The sequence below is a fragment of the Bacillus sp. LL01 genome (assembly GCF_001037965.1).
Map to the genome: position 1 here is coordinate 33,890 of NZ_LFEL01000009.1, position 13,731 is coordinate 47,620.

The window sequence follows — 13,731 nt, forward strand, 5'->3', positions numbered from 1 at the left end:
CACTTATTAATAACATATAAAATAAAAACTAATGAAATTCTAAGGAGGATATAATAATGGGTAAAGAGAAATTCGATAGATCCAAGACTCATGCTAATATCGGTACAATCGGTCACGTTGACCACGGAAAAACAACTTTAACAGCTGCAATCACTACTGTTCTTGCTAAAAAGAGTGGTAAAGGTGCTGCAATGGCATACGACATGATCGATGCTGCTCCAGAAGAAAGAGAGCGTGGAATTACAATTTCTACAGCTCACGTTGAGTACGAAACTGATACTCGTCACTATGCACACGTTGACTGCCCAGGACATGCTGACTATGTTAAAAACATGATCACTGGTGCTGCTCAAATGGACGGCGGAATCCTAGTAGTATCTGCTGCTGACGGTCCAATGCCACAAACTCGTGAGCACATCCTTCTTTCTCGTCAAGTTGGTGTACCTTACCTAGTTGTATTCTTAAACAAATGTGACATGGTAGACGACGAAGAATTACTAGAATTAGTTGAAATGGAAGTTCGTGACTTACTTACTGAGTACGATTTCCCTGGAGACGATGTTCCTGTAATCAAAGGTTCTGCTCTTAAAGCTCTTGAAGGAGAAGCTGATTGGGAAGAAAGAATCGTTGAGCTTATGGCTGCAGTTGATGACTACATCCCAACACCACCTCGTGACACTGAAAAGCCATTCATGATGCCAGTTGAGGACGTATTCTCTATCACTGGTCGTGGAACAGTTGCTACTGGACGTGTTGACCGTGGACAAGTTAAAGTTGGTGACACTATCGAAATCATCGGTTTAACTGAAGAGCCTAAAACTACTACTGTAACTGGAGTAGAAATGTTCCGTAAGCTTCTTGACTATGCTGAAGCTGGAGACAACATCGGTGCACTTCTTCGTGGAGTTGCTCGTGACGACATCCAACGTGGACAAGTATTAGCTAAGCCTGGTACTATCACTCCACACACAAAGTTCAAAGCTGAAGTTTACGTACTATCTAAAGAAGAGGGTGGACGTCACACTCCATTCTTCACAAACTACCGTCCTCAGTTCTACTTCCGTACAACTGACGTAACTGGAATTTGTAACCTACCTGAAGGCGTAGAAATGGTTATGCCTGGTGACAACGTTGAGATGACTGTTGAACTTATCTCTCCAATCGCTATCGAAGAAGGAACTAAGTTCTCTATTCGTGAAGGTGGACGTACTGTAGGCGCTGGCGTAGTAGCGACTATCCAAGAGTAATCTTTGGATCTACCATAGATCTTTTAAAAACCGGCATCCCGATTATGGGGTGCCGGTTTTTTGATGTGATTTTTTATGATGAAGCCAATCTTAATTAGAAAAATCATATGAAATTGTCATCATAAGCACCATCAAGACAAAGCTCACTATAAAAGAGCTTCCACACTGTAACCATAGAAAAGCACTGCCAACTCAAGTTCCAACATAATTCAAAGTTTCTTCAATACTCCCCCCCCACAAAAAATCCGCCTTTCTTCTATATAAATAACCACCACCAAATCATCACAAAAACTACTGGAAAAAACTGAAGCGTATAATTCTGCAGCCCACCGGTTGCAATAAACCAAACTTCTCGTTATAATATGAAAAGTGCTCAGAGATATATTTTAAAAATAGTTGCATTGTCTATTGAATGAATGTATAATAGATAATGTTGGTCTTTGACTGCGATGATGTGAAAGGTTGCTGGCACACCCGGCCGCTTTGCCATGGCGAGTGTGACAGGTTAATTTTCACGGAGAATGTCTATCAATAATATAGGCGAAAAAAGGAGGGAAAAATAATGGCAAAAGAAAAGATTCGCATTCGTTTAAAAGCTTATGATCACAGAATTCTAGATCAATCTTCTGAGAAGATCGTTGAAACTGCAAAACGTTCAGGTGCAACTGTTTCTGGTCCTATTCCGTTACCAACGGAAAGATCTGTTTACACAATCTTACGTGCGGTACACAAATATAAAGATTCTCGTGAGCAATTCGAAATGCGCACTCATAAGCGCTTAATCGATATCATTAACCCGACACCACAAACGGTTGACAGCTTAATGCGTTTAGACCTACCATCTGGTGTGGACATTGAAATCAAGCTTTAATCAATAAATTACTTAATTAATCTAGGAGGTGTGACTGATGACCAAAGGAATCTTAGGAAGAAAAGTTGGTATGACTCAAGTTTTTGCTGAAAACGGCGATCTTATCCCTGTAACAGTGATTGAAGCAACACCAAACGTAGTACTTCAAGTTAAAACTGTTGAAACAGACGGATATGAAGCGGTTCAAATTGGTTTTGCTGACAAGCGTGATAAATTAGCGAACAAGCCTTTAAAAGGACACGTTGCTAAAGCGAACACAGCACCTAAGCGCTTCATTCGTGAAATCAGTGGAGCTAACTTAGAAGTTGGTCAAGAAGTCAAAGTTGATATTTTCGCAGAAGGCGATGTAGTAGATGTAACAGGAATTTCAAAGGGTAAAGGTTTCCAAGGCTCAATTAAACGCCATAACCAATCTCGTGGCCCAATGACTCACGGTTCCCGTTATCACCGTCGTCCTGGTTCTATGGGACCTGTTGCTCCAAACCGTGTATTCAAAGGTAAACTATTACCTGGACGTATGGGTGGAGAGCGCATCACTATCCAGAACCTTGAAATCGTGAAAGTAGACGCAGAACGTAACCTATTACTTGTTAAAGGTAACGTACCTGGTCCAAAAAAATCTTTAATCACAATTAAAAGTGCTATAAAAGCAAACTAATTGTATAGGAAAGGAGGAACTACAAATGCCTAAAGTAGCATTATACAACCAAGCTGGCGAAAACGTTGGTGAAGTTGAATTAGCAGATGCTGTATTCGGTATTGAGCCAAATAACAGCGTATTGTTCGATGCGATCGTTATGCAAAGAGCATCTCAACGTCAAGGTAATGCAAAAGTAAAAGGACGTTCTGAAGTAGCAGGTGGTGGACGTAAACCATGGCGTCAAAAGGGTACTGGTCGTGCTCGTCAAGGGTCTATCCGTTCTCCACAATGGCGTGGTGGTGGTATCGTATTCGGTCCTACACCAAGAAGTTACAGCTACAAACTTCCTAAAAAGGTTCGTCGCTTAGCTATCAAATCTGCATTGTCATCCAAGGTATTAGAAAACGAACTATTAGTATTAGAAGGATTGGCTTTTGATGCACCAAAAACAAGAGAAATGACTTCTGTATTAAAAGGTTTGGAAATTAATCGTAAAGCGTTAATCGTAACAGCTGACGCTGGCGAAAACGTTGCTTTATCTGCTCGTAACATTCCTGGAATCACGGTTGTTACAGTAACTGGTGTGAACGTATTAGACGTTGTAAACCACGATAAAGTAATCTTTACGAAAGACGCTGTTCAAAAATTAGAGGAGGTGCTTGCATAATGAGAGATCATCGTGATGTTCTTAAGCGCCCCGTGATTACTGAGCGTTCTACAGATTTAATGACTGAAAAGAAATACACTTTTGAGGTTGATGTTAGAGCTAATAAAACTGAAGTGAAAGATGCTGTTGAAGCGATCTTTGGCGTAGACGTTGAAAAAGTAAACATCATGAACTACAAAGGTAAATTCCGTCGTGTAGGTCGTCATAGCGGATTAACTAACCGTCGTAGAAAAGCTATCGTAACTTTGAAAACTGATAGCAAAGAAATCGAATTCTTCGAGGTTTAATACAAAAATAATAAAAACATCATCGAAAAGGAGGGAACATGATGGCGATTAAAAAATACAAACCAACCTCTAATGGACGTCGTGGCATGACAGTTTCTGATTTTGCTGAGATCACTACAGACAAACCAGAAAAAAGCTTGCTTGCACCGTTACACAGAAAAGGTGGTCGTAATAACCAAGGTAAATTGACTGTACGTCACCAAGGTGGTGGACACAAACGTCAATACCGCGTCATCGACTTTAAACGTGATAAAGATGGTATACCAGGACGCGTTGCTACAATTGAGTACGATCCTAACCGTTCCGCTAATATCGCGTTAATCAACTATGCAGATGGAGAAAAGCGTTACATCCTGGCTCCTAAGAACTTAGAAGTGGGTATGACTTTAAATGCTGGTCCAGAAGCAGACATCAAAGTAGGAAATGCACTACCACTAATTAACATCCCAGTAGGTACTGTAATCCACAACATCGAATTAAAACCAGGTAAAGGTGGACAACTGGTTCGCTCTGCAGGTACATCTGCACAAGTACTTGGTAAAGAAGGTAAATACGTACTTGTACGTTTAACTTCTGGTGAAACTCGTATGATTCTTTCCACTTGCCGCGCTACTGTAGGTCAAGTTGGTAATGAACAACACGAACTTATCAACATTGGTAAAGCAGGACGTTCCCGTTGGATGGGTATTCGCCCAACTGTACGTGGTTCTGTAATGAACCCTAATGATCACCCACACGGTGGTGGTGAAGGACGTTCACCAATCGGACGTAAGTCACCAATGACTCCATGGGGTAAACCAACTCTTGGATTCAAAACTCGTAAGAAGAAAAACAAGTCAGACAAATTTATCGTGCGTCGTCGTAAAAAATAACGGGGTTGTACTACGGTTCACAAGAGCCGTAGACCAATCACGAAGGGAGGTTTCCATATGGGTCGCAGCTTGAAAAAAGGGCCTTTTGTAGATGATCATTTACTGACAAAGATTGAAAAGTTAAATGAAACTGATGGTAAGCAGGTTGTTAAAACTTGGTCTCGTCGTTCTACTATTTTCCCACAATTTATCGGACATACAATCGCTGTATATGATGGCCGTAAACACGTACCTGTATATGTGACAGAAGACATGGTAGGTCACAAGCTTGGAGAATTCGCTCCATCTCGTGCTTACAAAGGTCACGGAAATGATGATAAGAAAACAAAACGCTAATTAGAGAGGAGGCTTTTACATGCAAGCTAAAGCTGTTGCAAGAACAGTTCGTATTGCTCCTCGTAAAGCTCGTCTAGTTATGGATTTAATTCGAGGCAAGCAAGTAGGCGAAGCAGTAGCCATTTTGACATTAACACCAAAGGCTGCTTCACCAGTAATCGAAAAGGTTCTAAAGTCCGCTATTGCAAATGCAGAGCATAATTTTGAAATGGACGCAAACTCCCTTGTTGTAACTGAGGCATACGTTAACGAAGGTCCTACTTTAAAACGTTTCCGCCCTCGTGCAATGGGTCGTGCGAGTCAAATTAACAAACGTACTAGCCACATTACAATCGTGGTATCAGAAAAGAAGGAGGGATAACCAGTGGGTCAAAAGGTAAATCCAATCGGTCTTCGTGTAGGAATCATTCGTGACTGGGAGTCCAAATGGTACGCAGGCAAAGATTATGCTACCCTGCTACATGAAGACATCAAAGTTCGCGAATACATTGCAAAACGTCTTAATGACGCATCTGTTTCTAAAGTAGAAATCGAACGTGCTGCAAACCGTCTGAACGTTACTGTTCACACTGCCAAGCCAGGTATGGTTATTGGTAAAGGTGGTACGGAAGTTGAAGCATTACGTAAAGCACTTAACCAGTTAACTGGTAAACGTGTACACATCAACATTCTAGAAATTAAGAGAGCAGATTTGGATGCTAAATTGGTAGCTGAAAATATCGCTCGTCAATTGGAAAACCGCGTATCTTTCCGTCGCGCTCAAAAGCAATCACTTCAACGTGCAATGCGCGCTGGTGCGAAAGGTATTAAAACAATGGTTTCTGGTCGCCTAGGCGGAGCAGACATCGCTCGTTCTGAACACTATAGTGAGGGTACAGTTCCACTTCATACTCTTCGCGCTGATATTGACTACGGTACAGCTGAAGCTGATACAACTTACGGTAAATTAGGTGTGAAAGTATGGATATACCGTGGAGAGGTCCTTCCTACAAAGAAGAAAAAAGAGGAAGGAGGAAAATAATTATGTTATTACCAAAACGCGTAAAATATCGCCGCGAACATCGTGGAAAAATGCGTGGTAAAGCGAAAGGCGGTACAGAAGTACATTTCGGAGAGTTTGGTTTACAATCTCTTGAAGCTTCTTGGATCACTAACCGTCAAATCGAAGCAGCACGTCGTGCGATGACTCGTTATATGAAACGTGGCGGTAAAGTTTGGATTAAAATTTTCCCTTCAAAACCATATACTGCAAAACCTCTAGAGGTCCGAATGGGTTCCGGTAAAGGTGCTCCAGAAGGATGGGTAGCAGTTGTTAAACCTGGAAAGGTTTTGTTTGAAATTTCAGGTGTACCTGAAGAAGTAGCTCGTGAAGCATTACGTTTAGCTATGCACAAACTGCCAGTTAAATGTAAGTTCGTAAAACGTGAAGAAATTGGTGGTGAATCTAATGAAAGCTAATGAACTACGCGACTTAACCACTGCCGAGATTGAACAAAAAGTGAAATCTTTAAAAGAAGAGTTATTCAACCTACGCTTTCAATTAGCGACTGGTCAATTAGAAAACACTGCTCGTATTCGCGAAGTACGTAAGTCAATCGCTCGTATGAAAACAGTTGTTCGCGAGAGAGAGATCGCTTCTAACAAATAATCAAGAGGAGGTTCGCGAAATGAGTGAACGTAACCAACGTAAAGTTTACACTGGACGTGTTGTGTCTGATAAAATGGACAAAACAATCACAGTCCTTGTAGAAACTTATAAAACTCACGCACTCTACGGCAAACGTGTTAAGTACTCCAAAAAGTACAAAGCGCATGATGAAAATAGCACAGCTAAAACTGGCGACATCGTGAAAATCATGGAGACTCGTCCATTATCTTCAACGAAGCGTTTCCGTTTAGTAGAGGTAGTAGAGAAAGCTGTAATTATCTAATATTTAAGTTCGGATAGTAATTCCGAAGGGAGGTACCAAGCATGATTCAACAAGAATCTCGTTTGAAAGTTGCTGATAACTCAGGTGCTCGTGAAGTACTTGCTATTAAAGTATTAGGTGGATCTGGTCGTCGTTATGCAAACATTGGTGATGTTATTGTTTGTACAGTGAAACAAGCAACACCAGGAGGCGTTGTTAAAAAAGGTGACGTAGTGAGAGCTGTAGTAGTACGTACAAAGCGTGGAGTTCGTCGTAACGATGGTTCATATATCCGTTTCGATGAGAACGCATGTGTAATTATCAAAGATGATAAGAGCCCTCGTGGAACTCGTATCTTCGGCCCAGTTGCACGTGAATTGCGTGATAACAACTACATGAAGATTGTATCTTTAGCTCCAGAAGTTCTGTAATTATAAAGAAAAGATGTTTGTCAAGGAGGTGCGAAAGGATGCATGTCAAAAAAGGTGATAAAGTTGTAGTTATCTCTGGTAAGGATAAAGGGAAACAAGGAGTAATTCTTGAATCTTATCCTAAGAAAGACCGTGTTCTTGTAGAAGGAATCAACGTGATCAAAAAGCACGCTAAACCATCTCAAGAAAATCCTCAAGGTGGAATCATCAACCGTGAGGCACCTATTCATGTATCAAACGTTATGCCTTTAGATCCGAAGTCTGGTGAACCGACTCGTGTAGGATACAAGGTAGTAGACGGTAAAAAAGTACGTGTTGCAACAAAATCAGGTGAACAATTAGATAAATAGAACGTTGAAGAAAGGAGGTACTTTTGATGAACCGCCTAAAAGAAAAGTATCAAAGCGAAATTATTCCTGCTCTAATGGGCAAGTTTAACTATAAATCTGTGATGCAAGCTCCAAAGCTTGAGAAAATCGTTATCAACATGGGTGTTGGTGATGCAGTTGCTAACTCGAAAGCGTTAGACGCTGCTGTAGAAGAGTTAACTTCTATCACTGGTCAAAAACCTGTTGTAACAAAAGCGAAAAAATCTATCGCTGGTTTCCGTCTTCGTGAAGGAATGCCTATCGGTGCGAAAGTTACATTACGTGGAGAGCGTATGTACGAATTCCTAGATAAGTTAGTATCTGTTTCCCTACCACGTGTACGTGACTTCCGTGGAATCTCCAAGAAGTCTTTCGACGGTCGTGGAAACTACACTCTTGGAGTGAAAGAACAGCTTATCTTCCCTGAAATTGATTACGATAAAGTTAACAAGGTTCGTGGTATGGATATCGTTATCGTTACTACTGCTAACACTGATGAAGAAGCTCGTGAGCTTTTAACATCATTCGGAATGCCATTCCAAAAATAATACCAGCGTGTGGTAGAGGGAGGCGAAAATGTGGCTAAAAAATCAATGATTGCGAAACAAAAACGCACACCTAAACATAATGTGCAAGCTTATACTCGTTGCGAACGTTGTGGACGTCCCCACTCTGTAATCCGTAAATTTAAGCTTTGCCGTATTTGTTTCCGTGAATTAGCTTATAAAGGCCAAATTCCTGGCGTTAAAAAAGCAAGTTGGTAAAACCCGATAATTGGGAAGGAGGTAAATTAAATGGTTATGACAGATCCTATTGCAGATATGCTTACTCGCATCCGCAATGCGAACATGGTGCGTCACGAGAAGCTTGAACTTCCTGCTTCTAAAATCAAAAAAGAAGTTGCTGAAATCTTAAAGCGTGAAGGTTTCGTACGTGACGTAGAATTTATCGAAGACAACAAACAAGGTATCATTCGTATTTTCTTGAAATACGGTGCAAACAACGAGCGTGTTATTACTGGTCTTAAGCGTATCAGTAAGCCTGGTCTTCGTGTTTATGCAAAAGCAAATGAGGTACCTCGTGTATTAAACGGTTTAGGTATTGCGATCATCTCTACTTCTCAAGGTGTTATCACTGATAAAGAAGCTCGTCAACAACAAGCTGGTGGAGAAGTATTAGCGTACGTTTGGTAATAAATTTCTTTAAATGAACGGAGGTGTAACTATGTCACGTGTAGGTAAAAAACCTATTGAGATCCCTACTGGGGTTACAATTACAAACGACAACAACACAGTTACCGTAAAAGGTCCTAAAGGTGAATTAACTCGTACATTCAGCCAAGAATTGGCTATTACAGTAGAAGAAAACGTATTAACAGTAGTACGTCCTTCTGACAGCAAAGAACACCGCACAATCCACGGAACTACTCGTGCACTTTTAAACAACATGGTTGAAGGTGTAACAAAAGGTTTCGAAAGAGGATTAGAACTTATCGGGGTTGGTTACCGTGCTTCTAAGCAAGGTAGCAAACTAGTTCTTAACGTTGGTTACTCTCATCCAGTTGAAATCACTCCTGAACAAGGTGTTGAAGTGGAAGTACCAGCAAACACAAAGATCATTATTAAAGGTATTGATAAAGAACGCGTAGGTGCTTTAGCAGCAAACATTCGTGACGTTCGCCCACCAGAACCTTACAAAGGTAAAGGTATTCGTTATGAAGGTGAACATGTACGTCGTAAAGAAGGTAAAACTGCTAAGTAATACGGCATAAGCAGATAGAAAGGAGTGACTGCACGATGATTACAAAACCTGATAAGAATTCTACTCGTAAGAAGAGACACACTCGTGTCCGTGCTAAGCTATCAGGAACTGCAACTCGTCCACGTTTAAATGTGTTTCGTTCCAACCAACACATTTACGCTCAAGTGATCGACGATACTAATTCTGTGACAATCGCAAGTGCTTCTACACTTGACAAGGATGTAACAGCTAATGGTAGTAACGTAGAGTCCGCTAAAGCAGTTGGAGAACTAGTTGCAAAGCGCGCAATTGAACAAGGAATCAAATCGGTAGTATTCGACCGCGGTGGATACTTATATCACGGCCGTGTGAAAGCATTAGCAGATGCTGCACGTGAGGCTGGTCTAGAATTTTAATCGACAAAGGAGGGACACTGATGCGTCGTATTGATCCAAACAAATTAGAACTTGAAGAACGCGTAGTTACGGTTAATCGCGTTGCGAAAGTAGTTAAAGGTGGACGTCGTTTCCGCTTTGCTGCTCTTGTAGTAGTAGGAGATAAAAACGGTAATGTTGGTTTTGGTACTGGTAAAGCTCAAGAGGTACCTGAAGCAATCCGTAAAGCAATTGAAGATGCGAAAAAGAACATGGTTGCTGTACCTATCGTTGGTACAACAATTCCTCACCAAGTACTTGGTGAATTTGGTTCTGGTGAAATCCTATTGAAGCCTGCTTCTGAGGGTACTGGGGTAATCGCTGGAGGACCAGTTCGTGCGGTACTTGAGTTAGCGGGTGTTCAAGACATCCTTTCTAAATCTTTAGGATCTAACACACCAATCAACATGATCCGTGCTACACTTAACGGATTAAAGCAATTGAAACGTGCAGAGGACGTTGCTAAATTGCGTGGTAAAACGGTAGAAGAACTGTTAGGATAAGGAGGGAAACAAAATGGCGAATAAATTAGCAATCACCCTCACTCGCAGTGTAATCGGTCGTCCACAAGATCAACGTGTGACTGTTCAAACACTTGGTTTGAAAAAGATGCACCAAACAGTTGTCCATGAGGATAACGCAGCTATCCGTGGAATGATTAACAAGGTATCTCACCTTGTTACTGTGAAAGAGCAATAATAGAAACGGTTTTTTAAATAAGGAGGTGCCACAATGAAACTTCATGAGTTAAAACCTAACGAAGGATCACGTAAAGAACGCAACCGTGTAGGTCGCGGAACTGGTTCTGGTAACGGAAAAACTTCTGGTAGAGGTCATAAAGGTCAAAATGCACGCTCAGGCGGTGGCGTTCGTCCTGGATTCGAAGGTGGTCAAACACCTCTATTCCAACGCTTACCTAAGCGCGGATTCACGAACATTCATCGTAAAGAGTATGCAATTATCAACCTTGATGCACTTAACCGCTTTGACGAAGGAACTGAAGTTACTCCAGAATTACTAGTAGAAACAGGTTTAGTTAGCAAATTAAACGCTGGTCTTAAAGTGTTGGGTAACGGTTCTGTCGAGAAGAAGCTTACAGTTCGTGCTCATAAATTCTCCTCAGCAGCTAAGGAAGCGATCGAAGCAGCTGGCGGTTCAGTTGAGGTGATTTAATGTTCCAGACATTCTCCAATTTTATGCGCGTGGGTGATATAAGAAAGAAAATAGTCTTCACCCTATTAATGTTAGTAATTTTCCGTATCGGTACGTTTATCCCAGTACCAGGGGTGAACGCTGACATTTTGAAATTCCAGGATGAACTTAGTGTATTTGGTATCCTGAATACTTTTGGTGGTGGAGCTCTTCAGAACTTCTCTATTCTTGCCATGGGTGTAATGCCATACATCACAGCGTCCATCATTGTACAACTTTTACAAATGGATGTTGTTCCGAAGTTTACGGAGTGGTCAAAACAAGGAGAAGCTGGACGTCGCAAACTAGCTCAATTCACTAGGTATTTTACCATTGTACTTGGTTTTATCCAGGCAATCGGTATGTCAATTGGATTCAACACTATGGCCAATGGTCAATTGATTTCGAATCCGACAATCACTACTTATCTGCTTATAGCGGTAGTGTTAACGGCAGGAACAGCATTTTTGATGTGGCTTGGTGAGCAAATCACGGCACATGGCGTCGGTAACGGAATCTCCATTCTGATCTTCGCTGGTATCGTATCTGCAATCCCGACAGGCGCAAACCAGATTTATGCTTCTTTGATCCAGGATGCTGGAGATCAGTTGTTCTTGAATCTTGTTATTGTCGCTTTAATCATACTTGCTATCTTGGCTGTTATCGTAGGTGTCATCTTTATCCAGCAAGCGTTACGTAAGATTCCGATTCAGTATGCGAAGAAGATGGCGGGGCGCGCTCCTACTGGTGGAGGGCATACTACACACTTACCATTGAAGGTTAATGCAGCAGGGGTAATTCCAGTTATCTTTGCAGTATCCTTTATCATTACACCACCGACAATTGCATCATTCTTTAATGAGAATGCTGTGACAAGATGGATCATCAGTTCTTTTGATTATACGAATCCAATCGGTATGGTTGTATATGTTGCTCTTATAATTGCCTTCACTTATTTCTACACATTTGTTCAGTCCAATCCTGAGCAGATGGCAGAAAACTTAAAGAAACAAGGTGGATATATTCCAGGAATTCGTCCTGGTGTAAATACACAGGAATACTTGACAAAGATTATCTACCGACTAACTTTTGTTGGCGCATTATTCTTAGCAGCTATTTCTATCCTACCTATCATCTTTATGAGCTTTGCCGGTCTTCCTGCAGCAGTGCAGATTGGCGGTACTAGTCTACTGATCGTCGTGGGTGTTGCACTTGAGACGATGAAGCAGCTAGAGAGCCAGTTAGTGAAGCGTCATTATAAAGGGTTTATCAAGTAATGAAGTAATTGGGATAACATTATCCCAATATACTTCACAAGATACTGAGGGGGCAAAAAGATGAATTTAGTTCTAATGGGACTTCCGGGTGCCGGTAAAGGTACTCAAGCAGAACGAATTGTCGAGAAGTACAATATCCCTCATATCTCTACTGGAGATATGTTTCGTGCTGCTATGAAGGAAGAAACTGAACTGGGCATGAAGGCGAAATCTTTCATGGATCAAGGTCAGCTTGTTCCGGATGAAGTGACGATCGGTATCGTTCGTGAAAGATTAGAAAAAGAAGATTGCAAGGACGGCTTTCTATTAGATGGTTTCCCAAGAACGGTTCCTCAAGCTGATGCTCTTGAGCAGATGCTGGAAGAACTAGGTCGCAAGATTGACTTTGTCATCAATGTCAATGTCGACCAAAGCATTCTGATGGAGCGTTTGACAGGACGTCGTATTTGTAAAGATTGTGGAGCCACTTACCACTTGGTATTCAACCCACCTACTAAAGATGGTGTTTGTGACAAGTGTGGCGGCGAGCTGTATCAACGTGCAGATGACAACGAAGAAACTGTAGGTAACCGCCTTGAAGTGAACGTGAAACAATCTAAGCCATTACTGGACTTTTACAAGTCTAAAGGCTATCTTCGCAACATCGATGGCCAACAAGCGATTGATAAAGTATTCGCTGATATAGAAGAACTTCTTGGAGGTCGTGCGTAATGATTATCTGTAAAACTCCTCGTGAACTAGACATCATGAGAGAAGCAGGTAGAATTGTCGCCTTGACTCATCAAGAATTAAAAAAGCATATTGTACCTGGTGTAACAACGAAGCAATTGGATGATATTGCTGAGAAATTCATCGTCAAACATGATGCAATTCCTTCGTTTAAGGGGTATAATGGTTTTCGCGGAAGCATCTGCGCTTCTGTCAATGAAGAACTTGTTCATGGTATTCCCGGCGATAGAGTACTGAAAGACGGAGATATCATTAGCATAGATATTGGTGCTAAGTATAATGGTTACCACGGAGACTCCGCTTGGACGTATGCTGTTGGTAACATATCCGATGAAACAAAGCGATTACTTGAAGTCACGGAACAATCATTGTATGAAGGCATCAAGGAAGTTAAACCGGGCGCTCGTCTCTCTGATGTTTCCCATGCGATCCAAATGTATGCGGAAGGACACGATTTTTCAATTGTGAGAGAGTATGTAGGGCATGGAATTGGTCAAGACTTACATGAAGACCCACAAATTCCTCATTATGGGCCTCCTAATAAAGGTCCACGGTTAAAACCTGGTATGGTTCTTGCAATTGAACCAATGGTCAATGCAGGCACTCGCTACGTAAAAACGTTAGCAGATGACTGGACTGTTGTTACTGTTGACGGTAAAATGTGTGCTCATTTTGAACATACGGTCGCTATTACAGAAACAGGCTACGAGATCTTAACAAAAGCCTAAGAG

General features: G+C 41.4%; 25 protein-coding genes. All 25 read left to right on the plus strand.

Going from position 1 to position 13,731, the window contains the following annotated elements; genetic code table 11:
* Window positions 1–56: 56 nt before the first annotated feature.
* The 25 genes from tuf to map all read left to right on the plus strand — a co-directional run bounded on the left by tuf (window position 57) and on the right by map (window position 13,728).
* Window positions 57–1,247, plus strand: a complete 1,191-nt coding sequence (gene tuf, locus AB685_RS19895) for an elongation factor Tu (protein ID WP_047972344.1) — start codon at window positions 57–59, stop codon at window positions 1,245–1,247.
* Window positions 1,248–1,809: 562 nt separating this feature from the next.
* Window positions 1,810–2,118 carry a 30S ribosomal protein S10 gene (gene rpsJ / locus AB685_RS19900; protein WP_010191483.1) on the plus strand — a complete coding sequence of 103 codons (309 nt, stop codon included), beginning with the start codon at window positions 1,810–1,812 and terminating at the stop codon, window positions 2,116–2,118.
* 37 nt (window positions 2,119–2,155) lie between these two features.
* A complete protein-coding gene (gene rplC / locus AB685_RS19905) occupies window positions 2,156–2,776 on the plus strand; it encodes a 50S ribosomal protein L3 (protein ID WP_047972345.1) in 621 nt (206 codons plus the stop codon).
* 25 nt (window positions 2,777–2,801) lie between these two features.
* Complete coding sequence (gene rplD / locus AB685_RS19910; RefSeq protein ID WP_047972346.1) at window positions 2,802–3,425, plus strand: 50S ribosomal protein L4; 624 nt, start codon at window positions 2,802–2,804, stop codon at window positions 3,423–3,425.
* A complete protein-coding gene (rplW, locus tag AB685_RS19915; protein ID WP_047972347.1) occupies window positions 3,425–3,712 on the plus strand; it encodes a 50S ribosomal protein L23 in 288 nt (95 codons plus the stop codon). Before rplD ends, rplW begins: the two co-directional genes overlap by 1 nt.
* Before the next feature lie 41 nt (window positions 3,713–3,753).
* Entirely contained in the window at window positions 3,754–4,584 is an 831-nt protein-coding gene (rplB, locus tag AB685_RS19920) for a 50S ribosomal protein L2 (RefSeq protein ID WP_047972348.1), read from the plus strand.
* 57 nt (window positions 4,585–4,641) lie between these two features.
* The gene (gene rpsS / locus AB685_RS19925) at window positions 4,642–4,920 is read left to right on the plus strand and encodes a 30S ribosomal protein S19 (RefSeq protein ID WP_047972349.1); all 279 of its coding nucleotides are present in this window, start codon (window positions 4,642–4,644) and stop codon (window positions 4,918–4,920) included.
* 19 nt (window positions 4,921–4,939) lie between these two features.
* Complete coding sequence (gene rplV / locus AB685_RS19930) at window positions 4,940–5,281, plus strand: 50S ribosomal protein L22 (protein ID WP_047972350.1); 342 nt, start codon at window positions 4,940–4,942, stop codon at window positions 5,279–5,281.
* Window positions 5,282–5,284: 3 nt separating this feature from the next.
* A complete protein-coding gene (gene rpsC, locus AB685_RS19935; RefSeq protein ID WP_047972351.1) occupies window positions 5,285–5,941 on the plus strand; it encodes a 30S ribosomal protein S3 in 657 nt (218 codons plus the stop codon).
* A 2-nt stretch (window positions 5,942–5,943) separates the two neighbouring features.
* On the plus strand, window positions 5,944–6,378 hold the full coding sequence (gene rplP / locus AB685_RS19940; protein WP_047972352.1) for a 50S ribosomal protein L16: 435 nt from the start codon (window positions 5,944–5,946) through the stop codon (window positions 6,376–6,378).
* Window positions 6,368–6,568, plus strand: a complete 201-nt coding sequence (rpmC, locus tag AB685_RS19945; RefSeq protein ID WP_010191499.1) for a 50S ribosomal protein L29 — start codon at window positions 6,368–6,370, stop codon at window positions 6,566–6,568. The genes rplP and rpmC overlap by 11 nt, the downstream gene beginning before the upstream one ends.
* 19 nt (window positions 6,569–6,587) lie before the next feature.
* The gene (gene rpsQ, locus AB685_RS19950; RefSeq protein ID WP_047972353.1) at window positions 6,588–6,851 is read left to right on the plus strand and encodes a 30S ribosomal protein S17; all 264 of its coding nucleotides are present in this window, start codon (window positions 6,588–6,590) and stop codon (window positions 6,849–6,851) included.
* Between the two features lie 41 nt (window positions 6,852–6,892).
* Complete coding sequence (gene rplN, locus AB685_RS19955; protein WP_047972354.1) at window positions 6,893–7,261, plus strand: 50S ribosomal protein L14; 369 nt, start codon at window positions 6,893–6,895, stop codon at window positions 7,259–7,261.
* A 38-nt stretch (window positions 7,262–7,299) separates the two neighbouring features.
* The gene (gene rplX / locus AB685_RS19960) at window positions 7,300–7,611 is read left to right on the plus strand and encodes a 50S ribosomal protein L24 (RefSeq protein WP_010191502.1); all 312 of its coding nucleotides are present in this window, start codon (window positions 7,300–7,302) and stop codon (window positions 7,609–7,611) included.
* 26 nt (window positions 7,612–7,637) lie between these two features.
* Complete coding sequence (gene rplE, locus AB685_RS19965) at window positions 7,638–8,177, plus strand: 50S ribosomal protein L5 (RefSeq protein ID WP_047972355.1); 540 nt, start codon at window positions 7,638–7,640, stop codon at window positions 8,175–8,177.
* 30 nt (window positions 8,178–8,207) lie between these two features.
* Entirely contained in the window at window positions 8,208–8,393 is a 186-nt protein-coding gene (locus AB685_RS19970) for a type Z 30S ribosomal protein S14 (protein WP_010191505.1), read from the plus strand.
* Between the two features lie 30 nt (window positions 8,394–8,423).
* Entirely contained in the window at window positions 8,424–8,822 is a 399-nt protein-coding gene (rpsH, locus tag AB685_RS19975) for a 30S ribosomal protein S8 (protein WP_047972356.1), read from the plus strand.
* Between the two features lie 31 nt (window positions 8,823–8,853).
* Window positions 8,854–9,390: a 50S ribosomal protein L6 gene (gene rplF, locus AB685_RS19980; RefSeq protein WP_047972357.1), complete on the plus strand. Its 537-nt coding sequence runs from the start codon at window positions 8,854–8,856 to the stop codon at window positions 9,388–9,390.
* Window positions 9,391–9,425: 35 nt separating this feature from the next.
* Window positions 9,426–9,785 carry a 50S ribosomal protein L18 gene (gene rplR, locus AB685_RS19985; RefSeq protein ID WP_047972358.1) on the plus strand — a complete coding sequence of 120 codons (360 nt, stop codon included), beginning with the start codon at window positions 9,426–9,428 and terminating at the stop codon, window positions 9,783–9,785.
* 20 nt (window positions 9,786–9,805) lie between these two features.
* Complete coding sequence (gene rpsE, locus AB685_RS19990; RefSeq protein WP_047972359.1) at window positions 9,806–10,306, plus strand: 30S ribosomal protein S5; 501 nt, start codon at window positions 9,806–9,808, stop codon at window positions 10,304–10,306.
* A gap of 13 nt (window positions 10,307–10,319) precedes the next feature.
* Window positions 10,320–10,502, plus strand: a complete 183-nt coding sequence (gene rpmD / locus AB685_RS19995) for a 50S ribosomal protein L30 (protein ID WP_047972360.1) — start codon at window positions 10,320–10,322, stop codon at window positions 10,500–10,502.
* A 33-nt stretch (window positions 10,503–10,535) separates the two neighbouring features.
* On the plus strand, window positions 10,536–10,976 hold the full coding sequence (gene rplO, locus AB685_RS20000) for a 50S ribosomal protein L15 (RefSeq protein ID WP_047972361.1): 441 nt from the start codon (window positions 10,536–10,538) through the stop codon (window positions 10,974–10,976).
* Window positions 10,976–12,271 carry a preprotein translocase subunit SecY gene (secY, locus tag AB685_RS20005; RefSeq protein ID WP_047972362.1) on the plus strand — a complete coding sequence of 432 codons (1,296 nt, stop codon included), beginning with the start codon at window positions 10,976–10,978 and terminating at the stop codon, window positions 12,269–12,271. The genes rplO and secY overlap by 1 nt, the downstream gene beginning before the upstream one ends.
* A 60-nt stretch (window positions 12,272–12,331) precedes the next feature.
* On the plus strand, window positions 12,332–12,982 hold the full coding sequence (locus AB685_RS20010) for an adenylate kinase (RefSeq protein ID WP_047972363.1): 651 nt from the start codon (window positions 12,332–12,334) through the stop codon (window positions 12,980–12,982).
* A complete protein-coding gene (gene map, locus AB685_RS20015; protein WP_047972364.1) occupies window positions 12,982–13,728 on the plus strand; it encodes a type I methionyl aminopeptidase in 747 nt (248 codons plus the stop codon). The genes AB685_RS20010 and map overlap by 1 nt, the downstream gene beginning before the upstream one ends.
* Window positions 13,729–13,731 lie beyond the last annotated feature (3 nt).

Coding starts and splice junctions, on each gene's coding strand:
- tuf (WP_047972344.1), top strand. CDS start 57: ATGGGTAAAGAGAAATTCGATAGATCCAAGACTCATGCTAATATCGGT.
- rpsJ (WP_010191483.1), top strand. CDS start 1,810: ATGGCAAAAGAAAAGATTCGCATTCGTTTAAAAGCTTATGATCACAGA.
- rplC (WP_047972345.1), top strand. CDS start 2,156: ATGACCAAAGGAATCTTAGGAAGAAAAGTTGGTATGACTCAAGTTTTT.
- rplD (WP_047972346.1), top strand. CDS start 2,802: ATGCCTAAAGTAGCATTATACAACCAAGCTGGCGAAAACGTTGGTGAA.
- rplW (WP_047972347.1), top strand. CDS start 3,425: ATGAGAGATCATCGTGATGTTCTTAAGCGCCCCGTGATTACTGAGCGT.
- rplB (WP_047972348.1), top strand. CDS start 3,754: ATGGCGATTAAAAAATACAAACCAACCTCTAATGGACGTCGTGGCATG.
- rpsS (WP_047972349.1), top strand. CDS start 4,642: ATGGGTCGCAGCTTGAAAAAAGGGCCTTTTGTAGATGATCATTTACTG.
- rplV (WP_047972350.1), top strand. CDS start 4,940: ATGCAAGCTAAAGCTGTTGCAAGAACAGTTCGTATTGCTCCTCGTAAA.
- rplP (WP_047972352.1), top strand. CDS start 5,944: ATGTTATTACCAAAACGCGTAAAATATCGCCGCGAACATCGTGGAAAA.
- rpmC (WP_010191499.1), top strand. CDS start 6,368: ATGAAAGCTAATGAACTACGCGACTTAACCACTGCCGAGATTGAACAA.
- rpsQ (WP_047972353.1), top strand. CDS start 6,588: ATGAGTGAACGTAACCAACGTAAAGTTTACACTGGACGTGTTGTGTCT.
- rplN (WP_047972354.1), top strand. CDS start 6,893: ATGATTCAACAAGAATCTCGTTTGAAAGTTGCTGATAACTCAGGTGCT.
- rplX (WP_010191502.1), top strand. CDS start 7,300: ATGCATGTCAAAAAAGGTGATAAAGTTGTAGTTATCTCTGGTAAGGAT.
- rplE (WP_047972355.1), top strand. CDS start 7,638: ATGAACCGCCTAAAAGAAAAGTATCAAAGCGAAATTATTCCTGCTCTA.
- rpsH (WP_047972356.1), top strand. CDS start 8,424: ATGGTTATGACAGATCCTATTGCAGATATGCTTACTCGCATCCGCAAT.
- rplF (WP_047972357.1), top strand. CDS start 8,854: ATGTCACGTGTAGGTAAAAAACCTATTGAGATCCCTACTGGGGTTACA.
- rplR (WP_047972358.1), top strand. CDS start 9,426: ATGATTACAAAACCTGATAAGAATTCTACTCGTAAGAAGAGACACACT.
- rpsE (WP_047972359.1), top strand. CDS start 9,806: ATGCGTCGTATTGATCCAAACAAATTAGAACTTGAAGAACGCGTAGTT.
- rpmD (WP_047972360.1), top strand. CDS start 10,320: ATGGCGAATAAATTAGCAATCACCCTCACTCGCAGTGTAATCGGTCGT.
- rplO (WP_047972361.1), top strand. CDS start 10,536: ATGAAACTTCATGAGTTAAAACCTAACGAAGGATCACGTAAAGAACGC.
- secY (WP_047972362.1), top strand. CDS start 10,976: ATGTTCCAGACATTCTCCAATTTTATGCGCGTGGGTGATATAAGAAAG.
- AB685_RS20010 (WP_047972363.1), top strand. CDS start 12,332: ATGAATTTAGTTCTAATGGGACTTCCGGGTGCCGGTAAAGGTACTCAA.
- map (WP_047972364.1), top strand. CDS start 12,982: ATGATTATCTGTAAAACTCCTCGTGAACTAGACATCATGAGAGAAGCA.